This window comes from Roseomonas fluvialis (assembly GCF_022846615.1).
Classification (GTDB): domain Bacteria; phylum Pseudomonadota; class Alphaproteobacteria; order Acetobacterales; family Acetobacteraceae; genus Neoroseomonas; species Neoroseomonas fluvialis.
Window position 1 is genome coordinate 284,479 of sequence record NZ_AP025637.1, and the last position, 25,653, is coordinate 310,131.

Here is a 25,653-nt window from a genome sequence, read left to right on the forward strand (position 1 = left end):
CATCGGAAGGTGGACGTTACGGCACTGCCTGGCTGGACGTGTCGCGCCGCGTGGCCTCCCCGCCCAGCAACCGCGGCACCTCTCGCCGCAGATGCGCCACGAAATGCCCCATGATCGCGGACCGGGGCGCCGATCGCGCGCGGATCAGCAGCGTCTTCATCTCGATCCCCGGTCGCAGCCGCCGCGCCACCAGGCCGGGCACTGGGAAGGTGTTGAGCAGGAAGGGTTCCACCAGCGCGATCCCCGCACCGTGGAAGGCCAGCGCCATGCCGGTCATGGACATGCTCACTTGCACGCTGATGCGCGGCACGATCCCGGCCTCCGACAATGCGCGGTCGACATAGCCGCGCAGCGGCGCGCGCGGCAGGAAGGTGATGATCGGCAGGCCGTCGAGCTGGCGGATCGCCACCTCCTCCTGCCGGGCCAGCGGATGGTCATCGCGCATCACGCAGGCGACACCGGAGGAGACCAGCACCTCGGTCTCGACTTCCGGATGCACGATGGGCTCGAGGCCGACGCCCAGCTCGATCTCCCGGCTCGCGACGCGGTCGAGCAATTCCGACGACGCCAGCGCCTGCAGCACCACCCGCACCCCGGGCCGTTCCGCCATGAAGGACGCCACCGCCGCGGCCAGGTAGCCATTGGCGATCGGATAGGCGCCGGCGAGCGAGAGCGTGCCGATGCTGCCGCCTTTCAGGTCGCGCAGCTGCCGCCCCACCGAATCGAGCCGCGCGAAGATCGCCTCGATGTCCGGCAGGATGGCCTCGGCCTCGGGCGTCGGGTGCAGCCGCCCCCCGGTGCGCCGGAACAGCGGGATGCGCAGCTGGGCCTCGCAATGCTTGAGCACCGTGCTGACCGACGGCTGCGTGACGCCCAGCAGCCGCGCCGCGCCGGTCACGGTGCCGGCGCGCATGACGGCGTGGAAGACTTCGAGCTGGCGCAGGTTCATCGCGGGCTCCCGTCAGGCATAAACCGCATCAATGGATCATGGCAGGCATCGCGGTGGACCGCATGCCCGGCGGCTGGAATGCTCGTGGTGTCGATGCCGCAGGGCATCGGCGCGGGACGGAAACGCGAGGGTTCGGGGCAGGTCGCCGCAGGTGGCCTGGCCGGTCCTGCGGCGTGCCGGCCAGCGCCCGCGACGCCGCACAGGAGAACCCCATGGCCGCCCCGCCTTCCGCCCGCCGCGACCGGATCAACCCGGCCTTCCCCAAGCTGGTCGAGATGACCAACACCTACGTCTACGGCGACGTGTGGGAACGCAAGCAACTGTCAAAGCGCGACCGCAGCATGGTCACGATCGCCGCGCTGGTGGCGCTCGGCTGGCAGGACCAGCTCAACAGCCATATCGGCCGCGGCCTGACCAACGGCCTGACGCGTGAGGAGATCAGCGAGATCATTACGCATCTCGCAATGTATTCCGGCTGGCCTTCCGCCATGACCGCCGCGCATGTCGCAGTGGACGTGTTCGAAGCCCAGGACAAGGCGAAGGGCTGACGTCATGAAGGTGGGATTCATCGGCCTCGGCACGATGGGGGCCTTCATGGCCGCCAACCTACAGAAGGCCGGCTACGATCTGGTCATCCACGACATCCGCCGCGAGGCTGGCGCGAACCGCCTGGCCGCCGGCGCCGTCTGGGCCGATACGCCGCGCGTGGTGGCGGAGCAGGCGGAGGTGATCTTCACCTCGCTGCCCGGCCCGAAGGAGGTCGAGCCGGTGGTGTTTGGCCCCGACGGCATCCTGGCCGGGGTGAAGCCGGGGACTGCGTATTTCGACCTGTCGACCAATTCGCAGGCGCTGGTGAAGCGCTTCGCCGAAGCGCTCGCGCAGAAGGGCGCCTACGGCTTCGACGCGCCGGTGAGCGGCGGGCCGAAGGGGGCCGAGAGCGGCAAGCTCGCGATCTGGGTGGGCGGCGACCGGGCGGTGTTCGACCGCTGCAAGCCGGTGCTCGACGCCTTCGGCGACCAGGCGGCCTATATCGGCCCGGTGGGCAGCGCCACGGTCGCGAAGCTGGTGCACAACATGGCCGGCTACGCGATCCAGACCGCGATGGCCGAAGTGTTTTCCATGGGCGTGAAGGCGGGCATGGACCCGCTGGAATTGTGGGCGGCGATCCGACAGGGGTCGCTCGGCCGGCGGCGCACCTTCGACCGCGTGACCGAGCAGTTCCTGGTGGACAAGTACGACCCGCCGGCCTTCTCGCTGAAGCTGGCGCACAAGGATGTCTCGCTCGCGGTGCAGATGGGGCGCGAGCTCGGCGTGCCGATGCGCTTCTGCAACCTCACGCTCGAGGAAATGAACGAGGCGATGAACCGCGGCTGGGAGAACCTGGATAGCCGCGTGCCGATGAAGCTGCAGCTCGAGCGTGCGGGGGTCGCCATCAAGTGCGACCCGGCCGCGGTGCAGGCGGTGCTCGACGCCGACAAGGCGAAGTAGCGCCATGCCTTCGCTGCTGCGGCGCCCGGGCATGATCGGCCCGCTGCGCATGAAGAACCGCGTCGTCATGGCGCCGATGGGGACGAACTTCAGCACCAGCGACGGCCTGTCCACCGAACGCGACCGTGCCTACTACGAGGAACGCGCCAAGGGTGGTGTGGCCGCTATCGTGACGGAAGCGATGGCGGTGAGCGCCGGCGGTCGCGCGCACAATAACTCGCTGTGGATCTACCATGACCGCTTCATCCCTGGCCTGGCGCGGCTGGTTGAGGCGATCAAGCTGCATGACTGCGTCACGATCGGCCAGCTCAACCACCGCGGCGCGCTGCTGCGACGGATGGTGCTGAACATGGAGCCGGTGGGGCCATCGCCCTGGCACAATCCGAACACGGGCGACGCGGTGCGCCCACTCGACAAGGCCGAGATCGTCGAGATCCAGAAGGACTTCGTCACCGCCGCGCGTCGGCTGTGGCAGGCCGGGTATGACGCGGTCGAGCTGCACGCCGCGAACGGCTATCTGTTCCAGCAGTTCCTGACCTCGCGCATCAACAAGCGCGCGGACGCGTATGGCGGCAGCCTGCAGAACCGCGCGCGCCTGCTGCTGGAGACGGTGCACCGCCTGCGCGATGCGCTGCCCGACTTCCCGCTCTGGGTCCGCATCTCCTGCACCGAATACTGCGACGATGGCTACCCGATCGAGGAGATGGCGGAACTCGCGCGCATGCTGGAAGCGGCAGGGGTCAGCGCGCTGGATCTCTCGGGCGGTACGAACGAGAGCCCGGCGCTGTCGCGCTTCTGCATCCAGCCGCCCTCGATGCCGCGCCGCACGCTCGAACCGCACGCGAAGCCCATCACGGATGCAGTGAATATCCCCACCATCATCGCCGGGCGCATCCTGACACCCGAGGACGCCGAGGCGGTACTGTCAGGCGGCGCGGCGGACTACGTCTCGCTCGGCCGCGCTCTGACGGCGGATGCGCATTGGCCGCGCAAGGCGTTCGGCGAGTCGGCCGTGCCGATCCGGCTGTGCATTTCCTGCAATGTCTGCTTCGAACGCCTGACGCTGGAACGTGACGTCGCCTGCGTGACGAACCCGATGCTCGGCACGGAATTCGAAGCGCCGGAATTCTCCGAACCCCCACTGCCCGCCGCCGCGCAGCGCCAGCGAATCCTGGTGTTGGGTGCGGGTGTGGGCGGCATGGAGGTCGCGCGGCTTGCGGCCCTGCGCGGGCACGAGGTCGAGGTCTGGGACAAGGCCGCGCGTCCCGGCGGGCAGATCCACCTGGCCGTCGCCGCGCCGGACAAGGAGGAGGTCCGCCCGCTCTGGACCTGGCGCTGGGACCAGGCGATCGCCGCCGGCGTGCGCGTGCGCTGCGGCGTGGAGGCAACCGCGGCGATGATCCGCGCCTTCGCACCCGATCACGTCGTGGTCGCAACCGGCGCGCGGCCGAGGCCGCTGGCACTGCCGGGTGCCGCGCCGCTGCAGGCCTGGGATGTCATCCTGGATCCGTCGCTGGTGCCCGAAGGCGCGGGCGTGACGGTGATCGGCGGCGGCATCGTCGGGCTGGAAGTGGCCGAGATCCTGGCGCTGCGCGGCTGCCGCATCGTGGTGCTGGAGGCGCTGTCCGCCATCGCGCCGGCCATGGCGCGCAACAACCGCACCGACATCATGATCCGCCTGCGCGCCGCGGGCGTCGCCTTCCACACCAACGCGCGCGCCGACCGGCTGCAGAATGGCGTGCTGCATTTCAACGAAGCCGGCACGGCGCACCGGCACGACGGCATCACACATGTCATCGCCGCCATCGGCGCATTGCCGAACCGCGATGCGCTGGCGGTGGTCGAGGCCACCGGCCTGCCGCACACGCTGGTGGGTGATGCCAACCAGCCGGGCGACTACCTGTCCGTGTTGCGCGACGCGTCGATGGTGGGCCTGGCGCTCGGCGCGCGCCCCGCCAACGTCACCACCCGGGAGACCGCCGCATGACCGAGCCCACCTACCGCGTCTATGCCCTGCGCTACGCGATGCGCGAGGCGCGCCGCCACGAGCACTTCATCGGCGGCGACCCGCATGACGCGCCCATGCCGATGGACTACTTCGTGTGGGTGGCGGTGAACGACGACCGCGCCATCGTCATCGACACCGGCTTCACGGCGGAAGTCGCGGCGCGGCGCAAGCGCATCTACCTGCGCTGCCCGATCGAGAGCCTGCCGCTGATCGGTGTCGATCCCGACCAGGTCGAGGACGTGGTGCTCACGCACCTGCACTACGACCACGTCGGCAGCTTCCACAAATTCGCCAAGGCGCGCTTCCATCTGCAGGAAGCCGAGATGCACTACGCCTGCGGCCACTTCATGAAGCACAAGAAGCTGCGCCATTCGTTCGAGGTCGAGGACGTCACCGGCATCGTGCGCATGACCTTCGCCGACCGCACGGTGTTCCACATGGGCGATGGGGACCTCGCGCCGGGCATCACGCTGCATGCGGTGGGCGGCCATTCCGCCGGGCTGCAATGCGTACGCGTGAACACCGCGCGCGGCCAGGTCGTGCTCGCCTCCGACGTCACGCATTTCTATGAGAATATGGACAGCGGCCGCCCCTTCACCACCTGCTTCCATGTCGGGCTGATGCTGGACGGCTTCGACCGGCTGCGCGCGCTGGCACCCAGCGTGCGGCACATCGTGCCCGGCCACGACCCCGAGGTGATGCGCCGCTACCCCGCCGTGCTGGGCCTCGAGGGCATCGCGGTGGAGCTGCATCGCGACCCGTCGGACTGAACCACACGCATCACGGCAAGGGCGCAGGTCCAAGGCGCCGCCACAACGGGAGGAACGACAACCATGACCACACTGAGCCGCCGCATCCTGCTGGGCGCATCGCTGGCGCCGCCGGGCGTCGCGCATGCGCAGCAGGCCTTCCCGAACCGCCCGCTTCGCCTGGTGGTGCCCTTCCCGCCGGGCGGTGCCGCCGACATCACCGCGCGCCTGGTCGCCGAACGCATGGCGACGCTGCTCGGCCAGCAGGTGATCATCGACAACCGTCCGGGTGCGGGCGGCAACATCGCCGGCGAGGCGGTGGCACGCAGCGCGCCCGACGGGCACACGCTGTTCCTCGGCGGCGCGACCATCCTGTGTGCGAACAAGTACCTGTACCGCGGCGGCATGCCCTTCGACGGCATCACCGACTTCTCGCACATTTCCCGCGTGTCGGTCGGCACCACGCTGATGGTGGTGCGCGCCGACAAGCCCTGGCAGACCTTCCAGGACCTGGTGGCGGACGCGAAGCGCCGGCCGGGGCAGATCAGCGCGGGGTCATCCGGGCTCGGCACGATCAGCCATCTCAGCCTGTCGAAGATGATGACCTCGGCGGGCATCGAGATCACGCACGTGCCCTATCGCGGACTGGCGCCGAGCCTCAACGACCTGATCGCCGGCAATGTCGACATCATCTTCGACGGCATTCCCGCCATCATCCCGCATGTGCGGGAGGGCCGGCTACGCGCGCTCGCGGTGGGCAGCCAGCAGCGCGTGACCTACGTGCCGGGCCTCGAGCAGACACCGGGTATGGCGGAACTGCTGCCCGGTTCCGGCATGGACATGGAGTTCTGGTACTGCCTGTCGGGCGCGGCCAATACGCCCGCGCCGATCGTCGCCGCGCTGCATCGCGCCACCGTCGCAGCGGTGCGGCAGGACAGTTACCGCGAAAGGCTCACGCCGCTCGGCTTCACGCCGGTCTGGGACGAGACGCCCGAGGCCCTGGTGGCCTTCATCCGCAGCCAGGATGCCGTCTGGCGCGAGTTGGTCGAACTCTCGGGTGCGCGGCTCGACTGACGCGTTGATCAGGGTTGTGGCGGCGCCCGCCGCGCCGCTAGCCTGCCGCGCATGACCCGAACGGCGACGCCCTGGATCGGCCTGTTCGACCTGTTCCGGATCGGCGTTGGCCCATCCAGTTCGCATACGGTCGGGCCGATGGTGGCGGCCGCAGCCTTCGTGTCGGGGCTCGAAAGCGCGGCCGAAGGCCTGCGGGTCGAGCTGTTCGGCTCCCTGGCGCTGACCGGCAAGGGCCATGCGACGGATGCGGCGATCATCCTCGGCCTGACGGGCGCGCGACCCGACACCATCGACCCGGACGACGCTGCCCTGGTCGTGCAGCAGGTGCGCGCGCAGCGGCGCATCATGCTGCCCGATGGCCGGCGCATCGGCTTCGACCCGCAGGCCGACATCGTCTTCCACCCGCGCGAGACGCTGCCGCTGCACACCAACGGCATGCGTTTCAGCGCGCGGGTGCCCGGCCGGCCGGACGCCGTGCAGACCTACTACTCGGTCGGTGGCGGCTTCGTCGTCGATGGACAGGGCGCACCGCTGGCCGATGCCGCGCCCGCGCCCTGCGACGTCCCCCATCCCTTCCACGACACCGCCGAATTGCTCCGTCGCGCCGCGGATGCCGGCCTGACCATCGCCGAACTGATGCGCGCGAACGAGGCCAGCCAGCGCGGCGTGGCCGAGGTCTCGGCCGGCATCGCTCGGCTGCGCGCGGCGATGACCGCCTGCATCGTCCGCGGCCTGCGCACCGGGGGCGAATTGCCCGGCGGCCTGCGGGTGCGCCGCCGTGCGCCCGACCTACTCCGCCGGCTCGAGGCGCGCGCCCGGCTGAACGAGTCCGACCCGCTCGGCGCTATGGACTGGGTAAACCTATGGGCGCTCGCAGTGAACGAGGAGAACGCGGCGGGTGGCCGCGTCGTGACGGCACCGACCAACGGCGCGGCGGGCATCATCCCGGCCGTGTTGCGCTACCACGACACCTTCGTGCCGGGTGCGACGACCGCGGGGGCCGAGACCTTCCTGCTCGCCGCGGCGGCGATCGGCGCCATCATCAAGCGCAATGCGTCGATCTCCGGTGCCGAAGTGGGCTGCCAGGGCGAGGTCGGTTCCGCCTGCGCGATGGCCGCGGCCGGCCTGGCGGCCGCGCTGGGCGGAACCAATGCGCAGGTGGAGAACGCCGCCGAGATCGGCCTCGAGCACAATCTCGGCCTGACCTGCGATCCGGTGGCGGGCCTGGTGCAGGTGCCCTGCATCGAACGCAACGCGATCGGGGCGGTGAAGGCGATCAACGCCGCGCGCCTCGCGCTGCATGGCGATGGGCAGCACCTGGTGAGCCTCGACCAGGTGGTCGCGACCATGCGCCAGACCGGGCTCGACATGTCCGACAAGTACAAGGAAACCTCGCTGGGCGGGCTCGCGGTCAACGTCGTGCAGTGCTGATTTTCGCTGCAGTGCGGCGCGATTAAGGGTTCCAAAACCCCACCTCTGGTGAAGTGCGGTCGTGGCGATGGCGCTGGCCCTCGTCCGATCTCCGGCCGCATGGATCGACACCGACGTGAGCACCGCCCTCCACAGTGCCAGGCAGGACAGCGCGACGACGTCCCGTGCCGGGCGGTATGCGCTGGTGGGCACCGCGGCGGTGCTGGTTGTGCTGGGCGTGGCTGCCGGCGCCGGTGCGCTGCGCGGCGGAAAGGCCAGCGCCGCGGCCGATCCGCTGGCCGCGCGCGTCGCGCGCCTCGAAGCCGCGCTGGCCGCAGCGCAGGACAGCGCGGCGCGCAGTCTGCCGCCGGCACCGGTGATGCCGGCCGCACAGTCCGCGTCGCCCGCACAGGCCGACCGCTTCATCGCCGCCGCGCTGCTACTGCAATCGGCGGTCGCGACGCCGCGGCCCTGGCTGCGGGAATACCAGGTGATGGTGGCGCTCGCCCCGCCCGGAGCGCTGCCCGCGCCGTTGGCGGAAGTGCTGCTGAGCCATGCCGTGCGCGGCCTGCCGACCGAGGCCGAGTTGCGCGAACGCTACGCCGTTCTGGCGCCGCAGCTGGTTGCGCGCGCCCCGCGCCAGGGCGATGCGCTGGACCAGACCTTCTCGGCTATCCGTGGCGCCGCATCGACCATCGGCATCGCCGCGCCGCCGCCGCCCACCGATCAGGAGCAGGCGATCGCCGGCGTCGCGCAGCAGCTGCGGCGCGGCAATCTGGCGGCCGCGGTGGCCGATGCCGCGGCGCTCGCCCCCCCACTGCAGCCGCTGCTCACCGGCTGGCTGACGCAGGCGCGCGCGCGCCTGGCGGTCGAACAGGCCGTGCAGGAGACGCTGCTGCGCGCCCTGGTCGCCCAGGTGCCTCCGGCATGACCCACCCCCCGTCCAGAATGGAGGCCGCCTTGCGCCACCTCGTCCTCGGCCTTGTCGCCGGGCTCCTGCTGCTGGGCGGGGGTTCCGCTCATGCCCAGGGAACGCTCACGCTGCGCGACCGGCTGGTCATCGTGAACTCCTCCTCGACCGCGGGCCTCGCGCAGATTCTGGCGCGCAGCTTCGCCGAGAGGTTCGAGGGCGTGCAGCCGCCGCAGGCCAGCACGCTCGGCTCGGCCCGCGCGATGGAAGCCTTCTGCAGTGGTATCGGTCCGCAGACGCCCGACATCCTTCTGGTCACCCGCCGCCTGTCGCGCGCGGTGATCGAGAGCTGCGTGGCCAACGGCGTGCGCGACATCATCGAGGTCCAGCTCGGCCTCGGCGCCGTTGTGCTGGCAGCGCGGCGCGGCGAGCCGATGCCCGCCCTCTCCTCCCGCCAGGTCTTCGAGGCCCTGGCTGCCGAGCGTGTGGTCGCCGAGGAATTCGTGCCGAACCAGGCGCGCTTCTGGTCCGATGTCGGTGCCGGCCTGCCGCGCACCGACATCCGCGTCATCCTCCCGGTCGTGGGCTCCGGCCACCGCGCGCTGTTCGACGACCTCGTGATGGAAGCCGGCTGCCGCTATGTGCCCGACATCCGTCTGCTGTTCGAGGCCGCCTACCGCCGCACCAAGTGCATCACCGCGCGCACCGACGGCCGCGCCCTCGATGTGCGGGCCGACCAGGCGGTGGCCGCGCTGCTCGCCGCACCGCCCGGCACGCTCGCGGTGGTCAGCTACGACCAGCTGCTGGCCAGCGGCGGCAACCTGGTGGCGGTGCCGCTCGATGGCATCGCGCCCACGGTCGCGTCGATCGGCAGCCTCGACTACGAGCAGGCGCGCACCTTCTTTGTCTATGCCAAGCGGCAGCACAGCCGGAACCAGCAGGGCGTCGGCGTGGTGCGCGGCATCCATGAGTTCCTGGTCGAGAGCACCAGCGAGCAGGCCGCGGGCCCGGGCGGCTATCTGCTCGCCGCCGGCCTCGTGCCGCTGGTGCCGGCGGAGCGTGCGGCGCAGCGCCGCATCGCCGAGCAGGCCCGGCTGATGTCCCGCTGAATCGCCGAGAAACGGAGCTCCCCCCATGCTCGCCAAGGCCCTTGCCGTCTCCGTCCTGCTCGCGCTGCCCGCCGTGGCGATCGCGCAGCCGGCGCCCCAGGCGCTGATTCCGGCGCCGCTCCAGGACCTGCCCTCGGATGATGGCGTGATGGCGCGCGCCGAACGCCTCTGGAGCGGCGTGATGGACAGCTTCGGCATCGGCTTCGGCGCCGGCGGGTCGATTGCGCGCGGCCATGCCGTGGCCGCGGCGCACCAGCAGGCCCGCGACGACTTCGCCTGGCTGATGGACATCGCCGGCTACAAGCTGAAGGAGATCGAATCCTCGATCAGCCTGTTTCCCAGCCTCTCGCTCACCTTCGGCCAGGCGCGCGAGCTCACCGACGCCGACCGCGACTACGTGGAGCGCATGCTCGAGCGCCATGCGCGGCGCCATTCCGGCCCAATCTCGGCGCTGCAGCGGACCATCGTGCGCGGCGTGATGGATGCCGGCGAGCTGGGCGGCTTCGCGGTCGACAAGGTCGAGGTCGACCTGCTGCCGCTGCCGCGCGTGAAGTTCCAGCTCTCGCCCGCCGATGCGCCGCTCGGCGTCGAGGCGAGCCGCATCCTGCGCGCGATCGACCGGCTGAACCACCGCGTCCAGGCGATGTCCCGCGCGCCCGCGCCGGGTGGCCGGCAGACGCTCGACCTTCCCGGCAACACGCCGCAGCCGCTGCTGCCGGCGACCGCCATCCAGCACTGATCCCGCTCACCCGACCGCGCCAGGACGGCGCAGACCGCGAAAGGCAGAAGGCCCGATGACCGCGACGGACACGTTGCCCCGGCAACGCTTTGCCGAACTGGTGAAGCTGCAGCTCCAGGGCCGCCGCTTCCTCGACCGTGACCAGGAACGCCGGCTGCTCGAGGAAGCGATCACCCGATACGGGCTCAGCCTCGACCAGGCGAGCGGCCTGTTGCGCGGTGCGGCGCAGGAGGAATCGATCGCATTGGAAGGCGAGCTCGGCGCCTCCTCGCGCGAATTGCTGCGTACCCTTGCGGACCGCCGCGACCGCATCGCGCGCGACGACTTCCGCCGCGCCGTCGCCTTCTATCGCGCGCGCAGTGGCGGCGGCGTCACCGAAGCCGACGCGCAGAAGCGCGTGAAGCGGCTGATGGAGGAACTCAACCTGCAGCCGCGCCCGACCGGGCGGATCATCCGGTCGCGCCGCTGGTACCGCGCGATCGAGGCCTGATCCCATGACCCGGAGCGCTCATCCCATGACACGCATGCTCGCCGTCCTCTCGCTGCTGCTGCTGGCTGTGCCGGCGGCGGCCCAGGTGCCCGCCGCGTCCTTGCCTGCGCAGGTTCCCTTCGCCACGCGTGCGGCGCCGCCAGCCGGCGTGCCGCAGATCTCCGCCGGGCACGCCGCGGCGCTCGGCGCGGGCATGTTCGTCGGCGCGCTGGCCGGCTCCGCGCTCATTCACGGTGGTGCGCTGGCCGCGCTGATCGGTGCGGCCGCCGGCGTCACCGTCGGCCACTGGTACTGGACGGAACACCACCGCGACGACGCCGACTGACGCCCACCCGGCCGCGCAGAACGTGCGGCCGCCCGTCATCACCCGAAGCGCCGCGGAGGATCCGGGCCTTGGACATCCTGCTGCCCCATGGGCTTGCCACGCTGCCGGCCTGGCTCGGCATCGCCATCACCATCGCCGTACCGGTGGCGATCGCGCTGCTGCTCGGGCGCGTCATGTACACGCTGTTCACGCACGCGGAATTCCAAGCGAACGCCGTGGTCGGCGCGGTCAAGTACGGCTTCGTCGTCGAGATCTACGCCGTGGTGGCCGCCCTGACGCTTGTCGGCGCGTGGGACACCTTCCAGACCGCGCGCGACACCCTGCAGAAGGAGGCCTCGGGCCTATACATGCTCGCCCTCGCGGTCGACACCTTCGACGGGCCGCGGCTCGAAGCGACGCGCCACGAGATGCGCGGTGCGATCCGCGCCTATGCCGCGTCGGTCGTGGCGCAGGATTGGCCGGCGATGCAGGCGGGCCTGCCCTCCACCGCCTCCGACGCCGCCTTCCAGCGCATGACGCGCGCCTTCCTCGATGCCGATGGCGAACGCTCCGCCCAGCAGGTGCTGCAGCAGAAGACCGGCGACTGGCTCGGCCAGGTGGCGGAGGCGCGGATCGCGCGGCTGTCGGTCCAGTCGCGCACGCTGTCGGGCTTGATCTGGATGCTGGTGCTGACCGTCTCCGTCGCCGTGATCGCCTTCCAGTGGTTCTTCGGCGGCGCCAGTGCGGCGATGCACTACGCCATGGCGGCGGTGATCGCCGTGATCGTGGGATCGGTGCTGCTCGTGTCGGTGAAGCTCGCCTTTCCCTATGTGGGCGACCCGGCGTTGCTGACGCCCGCACCCTTCCTTGCGATGATGGACCTGCGCTGATGACGGCGGCCGTGTCAGTGCGCGGGGCGGACCGCGTAGCGCCAGTGCTGGAACGCCAGCAGCGCCAGCGCGAACAGCCAGGGGCCGAGCTGCGCCGCGAACCACCCCAGCAGGTATGCGCTGTAGTGCGCCAGCAGCGCGGTGTGCAGCACCAGCATCAGGAAGGCGGCGAAGGCACGCCGGCGCGGCCTGCCCCGCCACAGCCGCAGCGCCGTCAGGCTGCCATGGGCGAAGCCCAGCAGCGCCAGCCAGGCCAGGATGGCCGTGGCGACGCTGGCGCCCATCAGCGCGCCCGGCAGCGCGGCAAAGGACTCCGCGTGCGGCAGGGCATGCGTGCCGAGCAGTGTCGGCAGGCCCTCGCTCCAGGGGCCCTCGGCTGCCAGCAACCGCCCGGGCGTGAACATCGCGCTGTGCGGCGCGGCCAACACCAGGGCCAGCCCGAAGGAGAAGCCGGACCAGATCGCCAACAGGCGCAGCAGCGGCACCGCTTCGGCATCATGGGGCGCGGCGATGGCAAAGGCCGCGCCGGCAAGGCGCGCCAGCAGCACGGCCAGGCCCAGCGCCAGCAGCGCCGTGGCCACACCGCCCAGAATCTCGCCAAGACCGCCCGCCATGCGTCCTGCATAGGACACCGCGGGTTGACACTTGCTTGCCTGTGGGTCGCGGCGCTGCTGCTGGCGGCACCGCTGCGGGCCGAGACCATTGCCCTTGCGCCGCCCGGCGGTGCCTGCCGCATCCATGCCGCGCCGCCGGGCACCCATGCCGGCGAAGTCGCGCTGCTCGAGGCCGAGGCCACGCGCATCGCGGCCTTCGCCGCCCGCCTGCTGGCCGATGCGGCCGCGATGCGCCTCGGTCCTGCGCGCGAGGGCGTGCCCGGCTTCGGTGACTGGGCCTATGGCTGGGTGCAGAGCTACGTCACCTCCTATCGGATCCTGCTGCGCGGCGTGACCGGCCTGGCGCGGTCGGTCGCCGCGGAGGACGAGACGCCGATCGCCAACCGCATCGCCGAGGAGATGGCGGAGCCGATCCGCGCCGAATTCCGCGCCCGCGTGCTGGCCCCCGCCTTGGGGCAGGGCAGTTTCGCCGCCGACCTCGCGCATGTGGGTGCCGCGGTGGATGACGCGTGGAATGCGGCGCTCGCGGCCAGCGCGGCGCGTATCGCGGCGCTGCCGCGCGCCGCCGCGCCGCCGACCCACCGGCTTGGCCTGGCCGCCGCGGGACGGCCAGACATGGCGGGCGTGCTGGAAGCCGCACCGTCCGACCCGATGGCGCTGCTCGCCGAGGACGGCGCCGATGGCGGCACCGTGTTCCTACGGTCGATGCGCCCGATGGCGGCGCGCCTGGGCGCGGTCGTGGTGCGGGTCAGCGAGGCGGGGTCGCTGGTCGCGGCCGGCGGCGGGCTCGGCTTCGCCATGGCGGGCGTGCCCGGCACCGTCATCGGCGTGGGCAGCGGCATCGGCGCTTCCTGGGCGATCGACTGGCTGATCAACAGGCTCGATGCGTCGATCAACCGCGCTGCCTTCGAAGGCCAGGCGATCGAGGCGATCGCGCGGGCCGAACGGCATCTGGCCGAAGGGTCTGCCGCGATCGTGGCGGCGGCCTTGCAGCAGCGCCTCGTGGCACTCGTGGCGGAGACGTCCTGCCCATGACCGAACCGACAGACGTGGCGCCGCAGCGCGCCGTGGCCGGGGACTGGACCGGGCTGGTAACGCTGTGCCTGGCGGCGCTGTCCGGATTGTTCTCGGTGCTCGCGCTGGTGGTGGCGCTGCATGGTGCGCCGCCGCCCGTCGCCGCCGCGGCCCATGCCGCCACGCCAAACTGGAACGCCAACGTGCGGGCCGAACCGCCACTCGCTGGGGATGCGCCGCGCCTCCTGGTCGCGATCGAATTGCTGTTGCCGCACCTGCCGCGCGGCGCGCCCTTCCCGCGCGCCTTCGCGGTGGCGGTGGCGCTGGCGTCGGGCGATGCGGAAGTGACGCGGCTGCTGTTGCCGCTGGCGCCCGCGGCCGCCGAGGGTGCACCAACGCTGCGCCGCCTGGCCGAGGATTTCGCCGCCGCCGCCGATGCCGCGGTGCTGGCCGAGATGGGCTTCGGCCCCGATGCCGGCTGGCTGGCGCGTGGTGCTGCCGCAACCATGCGGCTTGGTGCGTCGCTCGGCGCCGCTGGCACGCCGGGGCTGGCGGCGCTGCGCGAAGCCGCGGCGCTGCTGGCCGCGGGCGATGCGGTCGCGGCCGAGGCGATGCTCGCCACGCTGCCGCCCGCCACCGCCGAGGCGCTGGGCGACTGGCGCGCGGGGCTGCGCCGGCGTGTCGCGGCCGACCAGGCGCAGGCACGGCTGTCGGCCCTGGCGCTGGAGCGCGCCCAGGCGGTCGCGCCATGAATGCCGAGCGCTTCGACTGGCGCGGCGTCGTCTCGCGCGCGCTGTTCTGCCTGTTCATCGTCTTCGCGATCTACAACCCGTCCGGCACGTCCTTCGTGCATTGGGTGCTGTCCGGGTTCGACTGGTTCTGGGTGAAGCTCGCGACGGGCGCGGCGCTGGCGGTTATCTGCATGGTCATGTGGCGTACCACGATCGGCGTGCTGGGCGCGCGTGGCGTGCTGCTGGTGGTCGCCTTCTGCATCGGCATGGGCATGACCGGGTTGCACCTGACGGGCAGCCGGCTGCTGGCCGGCGACACGCTGCTGATCGGCGCGCTGGCCAGCCTGGCGGGCGTGTTCACCGCGGGGCTCTGCTACTCGCACCTGCATCATCGCCTGGGTGGCATCTCGCATACGGAGGACCTCAACAAGTGACCCCGGCCACCGAAGCCGTGCCGCCGCGCACGACCGATGCTGCGCCTTGGCGCACAACCGATGCTGCGCCTCCGCGCAAGGCCGACGCCTTCCTGGTCAGCTGCATCGACCCGCGGCTGACCGACGACGTCACCTGCCTGATGGCGGCACTCGGCCGCACCGACCGCTACAGCGAGATGCGCATCGCCGGCGCTGCGCTGGCGGCGGTCGATGCCAACCGCCCCGCCTGGAACACGGCGCTGTGGGAGAACCTGGCCGCGTCGCGACAGCTGCATGGCGTGCGCAAGGTGATCTTCGTGAACCACCGCGACTGCGGCGCGATGCACCTGTGGGCCGGGCGGCGCCTGTCCGACGACCCGGCGGAGGAGCTGCGCCAGCATCACGCCGTGCTGGAACGCGCCGCCGCCGCGGTGCGCGCGCGCCATCCCGACATGACGGTCGAGATCAAGCTGATGGAGCTGGATGGCAGCGCGCGCGTGCTGCCCTGCGCGGCCTGCGCGCCGTCCGGCGGGCTGCGGGCCGAGGCAGTGGACCCCGCCGGCGCGGTGATTGCCGCGGCGGCGATGGCAGGCGGTGCGCGGATCGTGCCGCCCGCGCCGGAACCAGCGGCGCCGGACAGCACCGCCTTCGCCGAACTGGTGCGCCTGCGCGCGACCGGTGGCCTCGCGGATCCCGAGGCCGAACTCGCGCTGCTCACCGAGGGGGTGGTGCGCCATGGCTTGACCGCCGCGGATGCGCGCGCGGTGGTGCAGGCCGAGGCGACGCGCAGCGGCAAGGCGGGCGCGGCGGCCGCCGCCGCCGAGGCGCGCGCCTATCTGCGCGCCCAGGCCGACCCGCGCGGGCGCGTGGCGCGGACCGACGCGCTGCATGCCGCAGCGCTGTACCGCCGTGTCACCGGCCGCCAGGCCACCGAGGCCGAGGCCACGCGCCGCATCGCCGCGCTGGTCGAGGCCGAGGGGCTGCAGCCGCGGCCGGAGGGGGTGCTGCGGTCCACCACCTGGTTCCGCCGCATGGCGCAGGCGTAGCGCCGCATCCAGCCGCCGTGCGGTGCGCAGGCCCCGGCTTCCGCACCGCTACGGCGTGGCGTCGCGCGCGCGTGCCGCGTCCACGATGCGCGCCTGCATCGCCAGCAGCGGCCGGTTGTCGACCAGGGAGAGCATGAAGGCGTTCTCCGCGAAGGCGTCGCGCAGGTAGTGCCCGGTCGGCGTCGGTGCGCCGGCATAGGTGAAGCGCAGGAACTGCACCAGCAGCAGCGACCGCACCATGTGCACCGCGACCAGCCGGTCGAGCAGGATGGTCGTCTCGATCTCGCGTTCGACATGCGACAACAGGTTCACGGCCGTGAACCAGGGTCCGCTTCGCTCGATCCGGATGCAGTCGCGGTACAGCAGCAAACGCCCGCCGATCCCGTTCAGCGCCGCGATCCGTGGCCCGCGCCGCACGCCGGGCCAGGTCACTGGCTGACCGTGCGCGCCGGCCGCGCGGCCGTGCCGCGGTGCGCCAGACTGTGTTCGAGCACGCGATACGGTTCGGCCGAGACGGTGAGTTCGCCGCGGAAGGGCTGGTCCATCAGGAATACGAAGGCGACCAGCGCGCTGAGCGCGGCGGATTGGATCGCCAGCATGGCGACGACATGCGGGCGCGCTGGATATAGCGGCCCGGTCGCCAGCAGTAGGCCACCGAGCAGCAGGATCAGCATCCAGAACTGCGTCGGCAGCGCCGCGCCGGCTGCCTGCAGCCGTGCCTCGCGCGTGGTCTCCACCTGGTCGGCCTGGTCGATCAGGTCGGCTGCCAGGCTTTCCGGGAGCGCGGCGGCGGCGAGGTAGACCGCATCCTCCAGCGCCTCGGCCCGCAGCTGCGTGGTGTCCTGGCGGCCGTCCCGGGTCATGGCGGGGAATTCGACGGCGCGGATCTCGCGGGCATAGGCGGTGATGGCGGGCAGCAGTGGCCGCCCGGCGGGCCCGATCCGGTCGGCCATGCGTGCGAGGCCGGCGATGGCGTTGGCCTCAGCCTGCACGAGGCGCTGCGCATCGGCCATCTGGCTTCGCGCCTGCACGGCGCAGAAGGCCAGCGTGAGGGTCAGCGCGGCGGTGATGGCGCCGGTGGTGCGCATCGCGACATCCAGCATCTCCTTGGTCTGCGGCGCGCGGATCACGGGGGCGAGCAGCACGCAGGCGAGTGCCGCCGCACTGCCCGACGCGGCCATGAAGATGGCGTAGACGAGGGTGCTCGGCAGGTCGTGCAGGGACGGCAGGGCGTGCATGGCGGGTGCGGCGGCTCGCGACAGGGGCGGGAGCCTCGCATGCGGTGCTTCACCAAGTGGTTAGTGCTGTGTCCGGCCTGCCGGTATCGGCTCCGGCCGGCCACCCATCCGGGGCGATGTCGCTGAGAGGTCGGGCGGGGCAGCGGGCCTGGTGCCGTCCGTTCTCGCAGCGGCTTCGTGCCGGCGCGCCCGCCAGCGTGCGGATTCCGGTTCCGCGTTAACCGAAAATACACTATTGCCCGGGGGCGGCGCGCAGCGCGTGGCACCCCCTGCTCGGTCCGGCCGGAAAAAGCGGCGCGGCCGGGCCTGCGCCCAGGCAAAGGCGGACCGGATGCGTCGCTCGACCAGATTTCTCATCTTCAGCCTGCTGGCCCTGGTGCTGGCGGCGCCTGCGCAGGCAGCGCCGGACCCGCTCGAGCCGGTGAACCGCCGCATCCATGCGCTGAACCGCCTGCTCCAGGCGCATGTGCTGGGCCCGGTCGCCGAGGTCTATGTCGAATACACGCCGCCCGGCGTGCGCGAGGGCGTGGCCAATGCGCTGGCGAACCTGGGCGAGCCGATCACCGCCATCAGCAGCATCGCCGCGGGCGACCTGCCGCGGGCGGGCAATGCGGCGCTGCGCTTCGGCATCAACACGACGCTCGGCCTGGGTGGCGTGGCGGATGCGGCGGCCTCGCTGGGCTTCCCCCGCAGGCCGATGGCCACCGCCGACGCGGTGTGCAGCTGGGGCGTGCCGAGCGGGCCTTACCTGGTGTTGCCGGTGATCGGCCCGTCCACGCTGCGCGACGCGGGCGCCATGGTCGCGACCAGCGCCGCGCTGTCGCAACTGGTGGGGCCCGAGGCCTTCCTGGGCTGGCGCAGCGGCGAACTGTTCACGACCTATGCATCGTTCCATGCGGAGCTGCAGCAGATCGACGCGCAGGCGCTCGATTCCTACGCGGTCCATCGCAGCGCCTTCCTGCAGCGCCGCGCCGCCGCCTGCCCGGCGGACCGGCAGGCGATAGCCGAGGAGGAGGACGAACCCGCCCCGCGCGAGGCGCTGGCCGCAACGGATTGACCGCTGCGGGGCAGGGCGATCCTTCATCGCCTGTCTGTCGGTCTGCGACGGCAGCCTGGCCACGGCGCCCGCTGCCCGTGCGCGCCGTGCAATGAGTCGGGTCCGTGGTCGCGGCACTGTCGCGGCAACATGGGGTTAAGCCTGCCCGCCGCATGATCGCGTGCCGCACCGCGCCGCAGCCCAAAGGTCCCCCATGCGCACCTGCACCGACGCCATGCCACGGTTCCACCATGCTCCCGGCTGCGGCTGTACCGCGCGGCCGGGCAGGCGCGCCGTGCTGGGGCTGCTGGCCGCCGCGGGCATCGCGCGCGGGGCCGCGGCCGGGTCCGGTCAGTACGAGGCGATGCTGCTGAACTGCATCGACCCGCGCTTCACGACCGGCAGCTTCCTGTTCATGTCCTCGCACGGGCTGCGCGACCGCTACAGCCAGTTCACCATCGCCGGGGGGCCGATCGGCGTGGTGCATCCACGCTTCGCCAGCTGGCACCAGGCCTTCTGGGACAATCTGGGCGTGACGGTGCAACTGCACGGCATCCGCCAGGTCATGGCGATGACGCATCGCGACTGCGGCGCGGCGAAGCTCGCCTTCGGCGATGCCGCCGTGGCCACCCGTGCACAGGAAACCGCGACCCACGCGGAAGCGTTGACCGCCTTCCGCGCCGAGGCGGCGCGTCGCCAGCCCGAGCTTCAGGTGGTGACTGCCATCATGGACCTGGACGGCACCATCCAGCGCGTGGGGTGATGCGCGGTGTGCCGTCAGGTCTGCGCGCCGGCCTGGCGCCTGGCCGGATTCGACCCTCGCGCCGTGTTCCAGGCATAGAGGATCGCGGCCAAGACCTCGTAGGCGCCGGCCGCGACCCATCGAACCACGGGAAGGGAGACAAATCGCGCGAGCGCCCGATAGGGACGGGAAGGCGTCTCTCGCCAGATCGCGGCAAGCGCCGGAACGCCGACCAGCATGCGTCCGTCGCGGGTGAGCACGTGGATGCGGCGCACCACGTCATCGACGGTCAGGCCATGCGCGGCCAGCGCGTCCTGATTGACCGCGACATCGCTCCAGCAGGTTGCGTCGGCGCCTGGCAGCATGCGCCGGTAGCGGGCCACCTCGAGTCCGCAGACGGGGCATTCTCCATTGTAGAAGACTTGGCTTTCCATGACCCCTCCCGCGTCCAGCCGTCTTGCCCGGCGCGCTGTGCAACACCCTTCGCGAGCACCCATCGAGGCTTGATGTTGGCGCGTGACGGGGCCCAGGCAAGCCGGCGGTCGGTCCGGCTGTGCCGAAGCTCCCATCCATCGTCACGGCCGCGGCGAGGTATGCAGCGGCCCCGGAAAGGAGGCGTCGACGCCCGCGGCTCAGGCACCATCCAGTCGCGGCGCCCGCGCCATCAGGTTTGCGCGCCGCCGTTCACCTGCAGCATCTGGCCGTTCACGTAGGCACCGCCGTCGCTCACGAGCATCCGCAGCACGGTCGCGACCTCGGCCGGGAGGCCCTCGCGCCCCAGCGGCACGCGCGCGACGATCGCCTGGCGATAGGACGACAGCGGCGCACCGGCCTCGTCATCCGCCGCGATCGGGCCGGGCGAGATCGCGTTCACGGTGATTCCCTTCGGCCCGAATTCCTTGCCCAGTGCCTTGGTCAGCCCCCAGACGCCGTGCTTCGCCACGCTGACGGGCGCGCGCCCGGCATAGCCGTGGATCGCATTCATGCCGGTGAAGTTCACCACGCGCCCCCAGCCGCGCGCGACCATGCCCGGCAGGCAGGCGCGCGAGAGCCACACCGCGGCATCGAGGTCCACCGCCATGACGCGCCGCCATTCCTCCTCGGTCATCTCGAGGAAGGGCTTCTGCGGGCGCAGCGCGGCGTTGTTCACCAGCACGTCCACGGCGCCGAAGCGCGCGATCGCTGCATCGGCGATGCGCGCGCATTCCGCTGCGGAGCCGACATCGCCCATCACCACCTCGGCCGCCACGCCGAAGCCGCGCGCTTCCTCCGCCACCCGGTCGCAGGCGGCGCGGTCGGAGGATCCGTTCACCACCACGTCGAAGCCATCCTGCGCCAGGCCGAGTGCGACCGCGCGCCCGATGTTGCGCCCCGCGCCCGTCACCAGCGCCGTCTTGCCGCGTCCTGCCATGTCCTGCGTTCCCCCGATGGATGCTGTCCACCGTTCCTACCGCGTGGCACCGAGGCTGGCGAGGCGCCGGCCGCCCCCTTTGCCAAGCGCCCCGCTTCCCCCGTATCCATGGCGCCTCGGCGGTCCGGTGCCGCCCCCACCCCGTGCATGCAGCGATGACACCATGACCACCCAAGGCCCCGTCCATCTCCGTTGGCGCACCGGCTCCGCCGCGCCCGAGACCGAGACCTTCCCCGACCTCGACGCCGCGCTCGACGCCGTCGAGGCGCGCTGGGAGACTTTGCAGCACCAGGCGCCGCAGATCCTGGACGCGCGCCGCATCCTGCTCATCAGCACCGAGCAGTTGCAGGCCGCTATGGTCGAGGACGACGACGCGGGCAGCTGACCCGTCGCATGCGCGCGGCGGGCTTCGGGACGCGCCGCCGGGCGTGAAGTCGCGACCGGTCCGTCAGGCCAGAGCGAAAAGCCGCCCCGCGCCGGCGATGCGTTCGCCGATCCCGGCACGCCGCAGGGCGTGCCAGTAGGTGACCGGGTTGGTGGCAAGCACGGGCTTGCCGAGTTCGGCCTCGGCCGCCCGCGCCACGCCCGCGAAGGGCAGGTTGGTGCCAACCTGCACCACGGCCTGGACATCCGGGCCGTCCAGGTCCCGCACCGCATCGCGCAGGCGGTCGAGCGGCACATGCGCGATCGCTGCCGGTCCCGGCGCGCGCAGGCCGACCACCCGCAGCACGTCGATGCCCGCCTGTTCCAGGAAGGCCTTCGCCGCCGCATCGCCGGCCGGGAAGAAAGGCGTCAGCAGCGCGATGCGCGTGACGCCCAGCGCCGCCAGCGCGGCCAGCGTCGCGTGCGTCGGCGCCGTCACGGGACAGCCGATACGCGCCGCGGCCTCGGCCAGCAGCGCATCGCCAGCGGCACCGCCGCCGACGAAATTCTCGACCATGACGCCGATTGCGACATGGTCGGGCCGCGCGGGAGCCAGCGTGTCCAGCGCGCCCATCAGCCCGCCCACCATCGCGGCACGTACCGCGGCCGCATCGGCATCGCCGGCCACGCGCGCATCGGGGTTGGCGATTCGCGCGGTGGCGTTGATCACGCCGCGCGGGCGGAGGTCGTCCATCTCCGCCTCGGTGGTGACGTTGGTGGCCGGGACCACCACGCCCATCAGCAGCCGCTGCGCGAGAGGGCAGCGATCCGTCACTTGCCCTCGACCGGCGTGGTGGCGTTCGGCCACAGCGTGCGCGAGGCCACGCCGGCAATCACCGCGCCGATGATCGGCGCTACCCAGAACAGCCAGAGCTGCTGCAGCGCCCAGCCGCCCACGAACACCGCCGGCCCCGTGCTGCGCGCCGGGTTCACGGAGGTCTGAGTCACCGGAATGCTGATCAGATGGATCAGCGTCAGGCCCAGGCCGATGGCGATCGGCGCGAAGCCGGCCGGTGCGCGGCCATGGGTCGCGCCCATGATGATCAGCACGAAAAAGAAGGTCATCACGATCTCACAGACCAGCCCGGCATTCATGCTGTACTTGCCGAGCGAATGGTCGCCGAAGCCGTTGGCGGCGAAGCCGCCCAGCTCGAAGCCCGGCTTGCCGGTGGCGATCACGTACAGGATGCCCGCGCCGGCGATGGCGCCCAGGACCTGCACGAAGATGTAGGGCAACGCGTGTGCCATTGGGAATCGCCCACCTGCCACCAGGCCGAGCGTGACCGCCGGGTTCAGGTGGCAGCCCGAGATGTGGCCGATCGCATAGGCCATGGTCAGCACCGTGAGCCCAAAGGCGAAGGAGATTCCGAGCAATCCGATCCCGTATTCCGGGAAGGCGCCGGCGAGCACCGCGGAGCCGCAGCCCCCGAGCACGAGCCAGAGGGTGCCGAGGAATTCGGCGGCAAGTTTCGGGGCCATGCAGTTATCTCCCTAACATATTGTCGGTCACGACCGAGCTTAGCGCCGGACTGTGACACCTCGGCAAGGGCACGTCATGGCCCGTTTCGTGACGCTGCGTCCCACAGGTGACGGTGCGCCGCAGACGCCGGTCGCGACGCCGCCGGCGCGCAGCAGGCGCTATGGCAGCGCCAGCGCCAGCCGGTGCGCCGCCGCCGGCGTGCCCTGCGGCAGGCGCACGCGCAGCCGCGCCGCCACCACGCCGGGTTCGGGCAGTTCCGCGCTGGCCGACGCCAGCGGGCCGTCCTCGGTGGCGAGCGCCCCGAGCCAGGCATTCAGCGCCTGCACCGCCGCCGCCGTGCCGCGCCCACGTTGCAGTTCCCAGCGCGCCCGCAGTGCCAGCGCCTGCAGCACGCGCCCGGTTGCGAGCACCCAGGGCAGCCGCGCCGCCAGTGCCGCATCGGCGGTCGCGGCGGCCGCCTGGAACTTCGGCGGCTTGTGCAGGCTGGGCGCGAGCAGAACCGCCGCGCGGTCCGCCCCGCGCGGCACCAGAAGCGTGAGGCCGAGCGCCGCGAGCGCGACTTCCTGCCCATCGGCCGGGTCGCAGGCGGTGGGGATGCTGCCCATCGGTGGCAGGCCGGTTTCGGTCCCGTCCTCGCGGCCCTCGATGCCGGCGGCCCAGCCGTCGCGGCGGAAGGCGGCGGCGATGCGCGCGGCGAGCACCCAGCCGCCGCCCGTCCAGCGCGGTGCGCCTTGCGCGTCGCAGGCCAGCACGGGCGGGGCCACCAGGGCGAGGAAGCGCGCCTCCTCGCTTTCGCGCAGGCTTCGCCAGGCGATGTGGCGCGGGCCTTCATGGACGCGCGCGATGTCGCGCTTGCCGGGCAGGTCGGGCCATGCCGCGAGGTCGACCAGCGCCGGGTCGACATGCGCGACCACCGGGACGAAGGCGCCGGCGCCCGCCGCCGCGAGGCCGCGCAGCGCCTGCACATCCTCCGCGTCGGCGCCGAAGGGCATGTCGGCCAGCAGCAGGCCGAAGGGCTCGCCGGCGCCCAGGCCCTCGTGCCAGAGCAGCGCGACCAGGGTGCTGTCCTCGGGGTCCTGCACGGCGCGCTGGTCGCGGACGATATCGCGCCTGGTCAGCGGCAGCAGCTTCGTCACCACGGGGGCGTCCTGCTGCTGCGCCACCAGGCGGTGCAGCGAATGCCAAGCGGCCTCGAGCGCCACGAAGCGCGGATGGTTGCGGATCGCGGCCGTCAATAGCGCGATCATCGCGTCGACCTTCGCAATGGCCTGGGCTTCCGATCCGGTGGCCTGGACCGGCCGCGCGGCCTCGGTGGCGGCGAGCACGGCGGCGAGCGGGTCGTCGGCGCCGGGCGGCGTGTCGGGCATGGCGGGCGTCCTTCGCGGCTGGGGGGGAACGCTAGCGCGGGATGGGCGGCGCGGGGAGGGCTCTGCCCTCCCCGGACCCCACCCGCCAAGGGGCTACGGCCCCCTGGACCGCCCGATCAAGTCGAGGGTTCCAAGGGCCCTTAGGCCCTTGGTGGGGGTGGTCCGGAGGGGGCAAAGCCCCCTCCGCGCGCCCGCACCCACGCTTGACGCCCCCGCCTGTCCTGCGAGGCTGCCCGCTTGCGCCCTGACCTTTCCTTGCTCCCGTTGCTCGCGCTTGCCGGTTTCGCCGCCGGGGGCGGGATGCGGTTGATGGACCCGTTGCTGCCGTTGCTGGCGACGGATTTCGGCGTGGGCGTGGCGGCCATTGCGCCGGTCGTGGCGGGGTTCACGCTGGCCTATGGCGCGGGGCAGTTGGTGACGGGGCCGCTGGGTGACCGCTTCGGCAAGGTGTGGGTCGCGTCCATTGCGCTGGTGCTCTACGGCGTGGGTTTGGCGGCTTCGGCGCTGGCGTGGGACCTGACCTCGATGGTGGTGCTGCGCACCGGTACGGGGCTGGTGGCGGGCGCGGTCATTCCGCTCGCCATCGCCTGGATCGGCGATGCGGTGCCCTATGCGGAGCGGCAGGCGACGATCGGGAAGTTCCTCACCGGCATGGTGATGGCGCAGCTGCTGGTGGGGCCCGTCTCGGGCGTGATGGCGGAGATCGCGGGCTGGCGCGCATCCTTCCTGGTGCTGGCGGCGCTCGCGCTCGTGGTCGGCGTGCTGATGCTGCGCCGCGCGGCGCCGGAACCGCGCGTGGCCACGACACGCGGGCTGGGGCTGTCGCAGTATGGCGTGCTGCTGCGCGCGCCCGCCGGCCGGCGGTTGATGGGGGCGGCAGCGCTGGATGGCGCGGTGCTGTTCGGCGGCGCCTTCCCCTTCATCGGTGCCTTCCTGATCGAGCGCTTCGCACTGTCACCCGGCCAGGCGGGGCTGGTGGTGGCGGGCTTCGGCATCGGCGCCTTCATCTACACGCGCCTGGCCAAGCGGCTGGTGGCGCGGCTGGGCGAACCGGGATTGCTCGGCGTGGGCGGCGGTGTGCTGGCGGTGGCGCTCGCGGCGCTGGCGGTCGCACCCGCCTGGTGGGTGGTGGCGCTGCTGCAGGTGCCGCTGGGCATGGCGTTCTACATGTTCCATGGCGTGCTGCAGGCGCGCGCGACCGAGGCGCTGCCCGATTCCCGCGCCACTGCGGTGTCGGCCTTCGCGATGGCGTTGTTCCTGGGGCAGAGCGCGGGCGCGCTTGCCTTCGGCGCCGTGCTGCACGCCGGCGGCTATGGGGCGGTGTTCGCCCTCGCGGCCGCCGCGACCGCGGGCCTGGCGGCATGGGTCGCCGGCATGCCGCTGCGCTGAGGACGGCCCAGCCGCTACCGGCGCCGGCCCGGGGCTGCGCCGGGCGGCGCATTCCCGGGTGGTACCGGTCCGGTCAGATGAACACGCCGGTGAGGATGCGCACCGCGATGTTCACCAGGATAGCCACGCCGATCACCGCCAGGGTGAAGGTCAGCGCCTTTTCCTGCGGCACGCGCATGACGATCGGCACGCCGATGTACAGCGTGTACAGCGCGTAGAACCCGCCGATCAGCGCGATGATGCCGCCCAGCAGCGGGATGATGATGGCGCCCCCTGCGACCCAGGCGATGGTCGGCGCGAAGGCCGCCAGCTTCAGCGCCGCGTCGGCATCGGGCTGGCCGCCGAACTTCGGCGCCAGGATCTCGATGATCTTCGCGGTCACGAAGACGCCGACCACCGACAGGATGTAGCCCACGATCGCCATGCTGAAGGCGGTGAAGGGGGCCCAGAACAGCAGCAGCAGGAAGCCGGCGATGGCCGGGATCGCTGCCAGGATCATCACGTAGCGTGTGAAGACCGGCACGAGTTCGATCGGCTCGCGCGCGATCTTCTGCCATTCCTGGGCCGGCGCCATCGCCATGCCCTTCACGCGTTCGATCAGGTGGTTCATGCCTAGCCTCTTGCCCCTC

The 25,653-nt window shown here is 72.0% G+C and carries 30 protein-coding genes; 20 read left to right on the forward strand and 10 right to left on the reverse strand.

Annotation, left to right across the window (positions count from 1 at the left end; all coding sequences use genetic code 11):
• Positions 1 to 16: 16 nt before the first annotated feature.
• Positions 17 to 949: a LysR family transcriptional regulator gene (locus MWM08_RS01415; protein WP_244457685.1), complete on the reverse strand. Its 933-nt coding sequence runs from the start codon at positions 947 to 949 to the stop codon at positions 17 to 19.
• A 212-nt stretch (positions 950 to 1,161) separates the two neighbouring features.
• Between MWM08_RS01415 and MWM08_RS01420 the strand changes: the two genes are divergently transcribed.
• The 12 genes from MWM08_RS01420 (at position 1,162) to MWM08_RS01475 (ending at position 12,120) form a co-directional block, all read left to right on the forward strand.
• Entirely contained in the window at positions 1,162 to 1,497 is a 336-nt protein-coding gene (locus tag MWM08_RS01420) for a carboxymuconolactone decarboxylase family protein (protein WP_244457686.1), read from the forward strand.
• A 4-nt stretch (positions 1,498 to 1,501) separates the two neighbouring features.
• Complete coding sequence (locus MWM08_RS01425) at positions 1,502 to 2,437, forward strand: NAD(P)-dependent oxidoreductase (protein WP_244457687.1); 936 nt, start codon at positions 1,502 to 1,504, stop codon at positions 2,435 to 2,437.
• 4 nt (positions 2,438 to 2,441) lie between these two features.
• A complete protein-coding gene (locus tag MWM08_RS01430) occupies positions 2,442 to 4,424 on the forward strand; it encodes an NAD(P)/FAD-dependent oxidoreductase (protein WP_244457688.1) in 1,983 nt (660 codons plus the stop codon).
• Positions 4,421 to 5,215: an N-acyl homoserine lactonase family protein gene (locus MWM08_RS01435; RefSeq protein WP_244457689.1), complete on the forward strand. Its 795-nt coding sequence runs from the start codon at positions 4,421 to 4,423 to the stop codon at positions 5,213 to 5,215. The genes MWM08_RS01430 and MWM08_RS01435 overlap by 4 nt, the downstream gene beginning before the upstream one ends.
• A gap of 63 nt (positions 5,216 to 5,278) precedes the next feature.
• A complete protein-coding gene (locus tag MWM08_RS01440; RefSeq protein ID WP_244457690.1) occupies positions 5,279 to 6,268 on the forward strand; it encodes a Bug family tripartite tricarboxylate transporter substrate binding protein in 990 nt (329 codons plus the stop codon).
• A gap of 51 nt (positions 6,269 to 6,319) precedes the next feature.
• Positions 6,320 to 7,699 carry an L-serine ammonia-lyase gene (locus tag MWM08_RS01445; RefSeq protein WP_244457691.1) on the forward strand — a complete coding sequence of 460 codons (1,380 nt, stop codon included), beginning with the start codon at positions 6,320 to 6,322 and terminating at the stop codon, positions 7,697 to 7,699.
• 115 nt (positions 7,700 to 7,814) lie between these two features.
• Complete coding sequence (locus MWM08_RS01450) at positions 7,815 to 8,609, forward strand: hypothetical protein (protein WP_244457692.1); 795 nt, start codon at positions 7,815 to 7,817, stop codon at positions 8,607 to 8,609.
• Between the two features lie 29 nt (positions 8,610 to 8,638).
• Positions 8,639 to 9,697 (forward strand): PstS family phosphate ABC transporter substrate-binding protein, encoded by a 1,059-nt coding sequence (locus MWM08_RS01455; RefSeq protein ID WP_244457693.1) that lies wholly within the window; start codon positions 8,639 to 8,641, stop codon positions 9,695 to 9,697.
• Between the two features lie 25 nt (positions 9,698 to 9,722).
• On the forward strand, positions 9,723 to 10,436 hold the full coding sequence (locus tag MWM08_RS01460; RefSeq protein ID WP_244457694.1) for a hypothetical protein: 714 nt from the start codon (positions 9,723 to 9,725) through the stop codon (positions 10,434 to 10,436).
• A 55-nt stretch (positions 10,437 to 10,491) separates the two neighbouring features.
• A complete protein-coding gene (locus tag MWM08_RS01465; protein ID WP_244457695.1) occupies positions 10,492 to 10,926 on the forward strand; it encodes a hypothetical protein in 435 nt (144 codons plus the stop codon).
• Between the two features lie 25 nt (positions 10,927 to 10,951).
• Complete coding sequence (locus tag MWM08_RS01470) at positions 10,952 to 11,251, forward strand: hypothetical protein (RefSeq protein WP_244457696.1); 300 nt, start codon at positions 10,952 to 10,954, stop codon at positions 11,249 to 11,251.
• Positions 11,252 to 11,319: 68 nt separating this feature from the next.
• On the forward strand, positions 11,320 to 12,120 hold the full coding sequence (locus tag MWM08_RS01475) for a bestrophin-like domain (protein ID WP_244457697.1): 801 nt from the start codon (positions 11,320 to 11,322) through the stop codon (positions 12,118 to 12,120).
• Positions 12,121 to 12,134: 14 nt separating this feature from the next.
• On the opposite strand, the gene MWM08_RS01480 is transcribed toward MWM08_RS01475, so the two are convergent.
• Positions 12,135 to 12,734, reverse strand: a complete 600-nt coding sequence (locus tag MWM08_RS01480) for a hypothetical protein (protein WP_244457698.1) — start codon at positions 12,732 to 12,734, stop codon at positions 12,135 to 12,137.
• Positions 12,735 to 12,758: 24 nt separating this feature from the next.
• On the opposite strand from MWM08_RS01480, the gene MWM08_RS01485 reads away from it, so the two are divergent.
• Genes MWM08_RS01485 through MWM08_RS01500 form a run of 4 tightly spaced genes read left to right on the forward strand, consistent with a single transcriptional unit; the run spans position 12,759 to position 15,938 of the window.
• Positions 12,759 to 13,769, forward strand: coding sequence for a hypothetical protein (locus MWM08_RS01485; protein WP_244457699.1), 1,011 nt, complete (start codon positions 12,759 to 12,761; stop codon positions 13,767 to 13,769).
• On the forward strand, positions 13,766 to 14,500 hold the full coding sequence (locus MWM08_RS01490; RefSeq protein WP_244457700.1) for a hypothetical protein: 735 nt from the start codon (positions 13,766 to 13,768) through the stop codon (positions 14,498 to 14,500). Before MWM08_RS01485 ends, MWM08_RS01490 begins: the two co-directional genes overlap by 4 nt.
• The gene (locus MWM08_RS01495; protein WP_244457701.1) at positions 14,497 to 14,913 is read left to right on the forward strand and encodes a DUF6524 family protein; all 417 of its coding nucleotides are present in this window, start codon (positions 14,497 to 14,499) and stop codon (positions 14,911 to 14,913) included. Before MWM08_RS01490 ends, MWM08_RS01495 begins: the two co-directional genes overlap by 4 nt.
• Positions 14,910 to 15,938 (forward strand): hypothetical protein, encoded by a 1,029-nt coding sequence (locus MWM08_RS01500; RefSeq protein ID WP_244457702.1) that lies wholly within the window; start codon positions 14,910 to 14,912, stop codon positions 15,936 to 15,938. The genes MWM08_RS01495 and MWM08_RS01500 overlap by 4 nt, the downstream gene beginning before the upstream one ends.
• A 48-nt stretch (positions 15,939 to 15,986) precedes the next feature.
• Here MWM08_RS01500 and MWM08_RS01505 read toward each other — a convergent pair whose 3' ends face one another.
• On the reverse strand, positions 15,987 to 16,370 hold the full coding sequence (locus MWM08_RS01505) for a hypothetical protein (protein ID WP_244457703.1): 384 nt from the start codon (positions 16,368 to 16,370) through the stop codon (positions 15,987 to 15,989).
• Positions 16,367 to 17,176, reverse strand: a complete 810-nt coding sequence (locus MWM08_RS01510; RefSeq protein ID WP_244457704.1) for a bestrophin-like domain — start codon at positions 17,174 to 17,176, stop codon at positions 16,367 to 16,369. Before MWM08_RS01510 ends, MWM08_RS01505 begins: the two co-directional genes overlap by 4 nt.
• Before the next feature lie 331 nt (positions 17,177 to 17,507).
• Here MWM08_RS01510 and MWM08_RS01515 point away from each other — a divergent pair, with 331 nt between their 5' ends.
• Together MWM08_RS01515 and MWM08_RS01520 are read left to right on the forward strand one after the other, a co-directional pair.
• Positions 17,508 to 18,233 carry an MlaA family lipoprotein gene (locus tag MWM08_RS01515; protein ID WP_244457705.1) on the forward strand — a complete coding sequence of 242 codons (726 nt, stop codon included), beginning with the start codon at positions 17,508 to 17,510 and terminating at the stop codon, positions 18,231 to 18,233.
• A gap of 193 nt (positions 18,234 to 18,426) precedes the next feature.
• A complete protein-coding gene (locus tag MWM08_RS01520) occupies positions 18,427 to 18,975 on the forward strand; it encodes a hypothetical protein (RefSeq protein ID WP_244457706.1) in 549 nt (182 codons plus the stop codon).
• A gap of 14 nt (positions 18,976 to 18,989) precedes the next feature.
• Here the strand turns inward: MWM08_RS01520 and MWM08_RS01525 are convergent, their stop codons facing one another.
• Both MWM08_RS01525 and MWM08_RS01530 read right to left on the reverse strand, forming a co-directional pair.
• Positions 18,990 to 19,388, reverse strand: coding sequence for a thiol-disulfide oxidoreductase DCC family protein (locus tag MWM08_RS01525; RefSeq protein WP_244457707.1), 399 nt, complete (start codon positions 19,386 to 19,388; stop codon positions 18,990 to 18,992).
• Between the two features lie 230 nt (positions 19,389 to 19,618).
• Positions 19,619 to 20,365 carry an SDR family NAD(P)-dependent oxidoreductase gene (locus MWM08_RS01530; protein ID WP_244457708.1) on the reverse strand — a complete coding sequence of 249 codons (747 nt, stop codon included), beginning with the start codon at positions 20,363 to 20,365 and terminating at the stop codon, positions 19,619 to 19,621.
• Between the two features lie 163 nt (positions 20,366 to 20,528).
• On the opposite strand from MWM08_RS01530, the gene MWM08_RS01535 reads away from it, so the two are divergent.
• The gene (locus MWM08_RS01535; protein ID WP_244457709.1) at positions 20,529 to 20,750 is read left to right on the forward strand and encodes a hypothetical protein; all 222 of its coding nucleotides are present in this window, start codon (positions 20,529 to 20,531) and stop codon (positions 20,748 to 20,750) included.
• Between the two features lie 63 nt (positions 20,751 to 20,813).
• Here the strand turns inward: MWM08_RS01535 and MWM08_RS01540 are convergent, their stop codons facing one another.
• The 3 genes from MWM08_RS01540 to MWM08_RS01550 form a co-directional block, all read right to left on the reverse strand.
• Positions 20,814 to 21,563 (reverse strand): maleate cis-trans isomerase family protein, encoded by a 750-nt coding sequence (locus tag MWM08_RS01540; RefSeq protein ID WP_244457710.1) that lies wholly within the window; start codon positions 21,561 to 21,563, stop codon positions 20,814 to 20,816.
• Positions 21,560 to 22,267 carry an aquaporin Z gene (gene aqpZ, locus MWM08_RS01545; protein ID WP_244457711.1) on the reverse strand — a complete coding sequence of 236 codons (708 nt, stop codon included), beginning with the start codon at positions 22,265 to 22,267 and terminating at the stop codon, positions 21,560 to 21,562. Before aqpZ ends, MWM08_RS01540 begins: the two co-directional genes overlap by 4 nt.
• 159 nt (positions 22,268 to 22,426) lie before the next feature.
• A complete protein-coding gene (locus MWM08_RS01550) occupies positions 22,427 to 23,635 on the reverse strand; it encodes a type VI secretion system contractile sheath domain-containing protein (RefSeq protein WP_244457712.1) in 1,209 nt (402 codons plus the stop codon).
• Positions 23,636 to 23,899: 264 nt separating this feature from the next.
• Here MWM08_RS01550 and MWM08_RS01555 point away from each other — a divergent pair, with 264 nt between their 5' ends.
• Positions 23,900 to 25,024 carry an MFS transporter gene (locus MWM08_RS01555; RefSeq protein WP_255751427.1) on the forward strand — a complete coding sequence of 375 codons (1,125 nt, stop codon included), beginning with the start codon at positions 23,900 to 23,902 and terminating at the stop codon, positions 25,022 to 25,024.
• A 73-nt stretch (positions 25,025 to 25,097) separates the two neighbouring features.
• Here MWM08_RS01555 and MWM08_RS01560 read toward each other — a convergent pair whose 3' ends face one another.
• Positions 25,098 to 25,634, reverse strand: coding sequence for a Yip1 family protein (locus tag MWM08_RS01560; protein ID WP_244457714.1), 537 nt, complete (start codon positions 25,632 to 25,634; stop codon positions 25,098 to 25,100).
• Positions 25,635 to 25,653: the final 19 nt, after the last annotated feature.

What these genes read in the sequence shown, in the direction of transcription:
- MWM08_RS01560 (WP_244457714.1), bottom strand. Translation starts at nt 25,634, where the DNA reads ATGAACCACCTGATCGAACGCGTGAAGGGCATGGCGATGGCGCCGGCC.
- MWM08_RS01520 (WP_244457706.1), top strand. Translation starts at nt 18,427, where the DNA reads ATGCGCACCTGCACCGACGCCATGCCACGGTTCCACCATGCTCCCGGC.
- MWM08_RS01550 (WP_244457712.1), bottom strand. Translation starts at nt 23,635, where the DNA reads ATGCCCGACACGCCGCCCGGCGCCGACGACCCGCTCGCCGCCGTGCTC.
- MWM08_RS01445 (WP_244457691.1), top strand. Translation starts at nt 6,320, where the DNA reads ATGACCCGAACGGCGACGCCCTGGATCGGCCTGTTCGACCTGTTCCGG.
- MWM08_RS01425 (WP_244457687.1), top strand. Translation starts at nt 1,502, where the DNA reads ATGAAGGTGGGATTCATCGGCCTCGGCACGATGGGGGCCTTCATGGCC.
- MWM08_RS01515 (WP_244457705.1), top strand. Translation starts at nt 17,508, where the DNA reads ATGCGTCGCTCGACCAGATTTCTCATCTTCAGCCTGCTGGCCCTGGTG.
- MWM08_RS01470 (WP_244457696.1), top strand. Translation starts at nt 10,952, where the DNA reads ATGACACGCATGCTCGCCGTCCTCTCGCTGCTGCTGCTGGCTGTGCCG.
- MWM08_RS01530 (WP_244457708.1), bottom strand. Translation starts at nt 20,365, where the DNA reads ATGGCAGGACGCGGCAAGACGGCGCTGGTGACGGGCGCGGGGCGCAAC.
- MWM08_RS01430 (WP_244457688.1), top strand. Translation starts at nt 2,442, where the DNA reads ATGCCTTCGCTGCTGCGGCGCCCGGGCATGATCGGCCCGCTGCGCATG.
- MWM08_RS01525 (WP_244457707.1), bottom strand. Translation starts at nt 19,388, where the DNA reads ATGGAAAGCCAAGTCTTCTACAATGGAGAATGCCCCGTCTGCGGACTC.
- MWM08_RS01420 (WP_244457686.1), top strand. Translation starts at nt 1,162, where the DNA reads ATGGCCGCCCCGCCTTCCGCCCGCCGCGACCGGATCAACCCGGCCTTC.
- MWM08_RS01435 (WP_244457689.1), top strand. Translation starts at nt 4,421, where the DNA reads ATGACCGAGCCCACCTACCGCGTCTATGCCCTGCGCTACGCGATGCGC.
- MWM08_RS01510 (WP_244457704.1), bottom strand. Translation starts at nt 17,176, where the DNA reads ATGCACGCCCTGCCGTCCCTGCACGACCTGCCGAGCACCCTCGTCTAC.
- MWM08_RS01495 (WP_244457701.1), top strand. Translation starts at nt 14,497, where the DNA reads ATGAATGCCGAGCGCTTCGACTGGCGCGGCGTCGTCTCGCGCGCGCTG.
- MWM08_RS01465 (WP_244457695.1), top strand. Translation starts at nt 10,492, where the DNA reads ATGACCGCGACGGACACGTTGCCCCGGCAACGCTTTGCCGAACTGGTG.
- MWM08_RS01490 (WP_244457700.1), top strand. Translation starts at nt 13,766, where the DNA reads ATGACCGAACCGACAGACGTGGCGCCGCAGCGCGCCGTGGCCGGGGAC.
- MWM08_RS01460 (WP_244457694.1), top strand. Translation starts at nt 9,723, where the DNA reads ATGCTCGCCAAGGCCCTTGCCGTCTCCGTCCTGCTCGCGCTGCCCGCC.
- MWM08_RS01535 (WP_244457709.1), top strand. Translation starts at nt 20,529, where the DNA reads ATGACCACCCAAGGCCCCGTCCATCTCCGTTGGCGCACCGGCTCCGCC.
- MWM08_RS01415 (WP_244457685.1), bottom strand. Translation starts at nt 949, where the DNA reads ATGAACCTGCGCCAGCTCGAAGTCTTCCACGCCGTCATGCGCGCCGGC.
- MWM08_RS01440 (WP_244457690.1), top strand. Translation starts at nt 5,279, where the DNA reads ATGACCACACTGAGCCGCCGCATCCTGCTGGGCGCATCGCTGGCGCCG.
- MWM08_RS01480 (WP_244457698.1), bottom strand. Translation starts at nt 12,734, where the DNA reads ATGGCGGGCGGTCTTGGCGAGATTCTGGGCGGTGTGGCCACGGCGCTG.
- aqpZ (WP_244457711.1), bottom strand. Translation starts at nt 22,267, where the DNA reads ATGGCCCCGAAACTTGCCGCCGAATTCCTCGGCACCCTCTGGCTCGTG.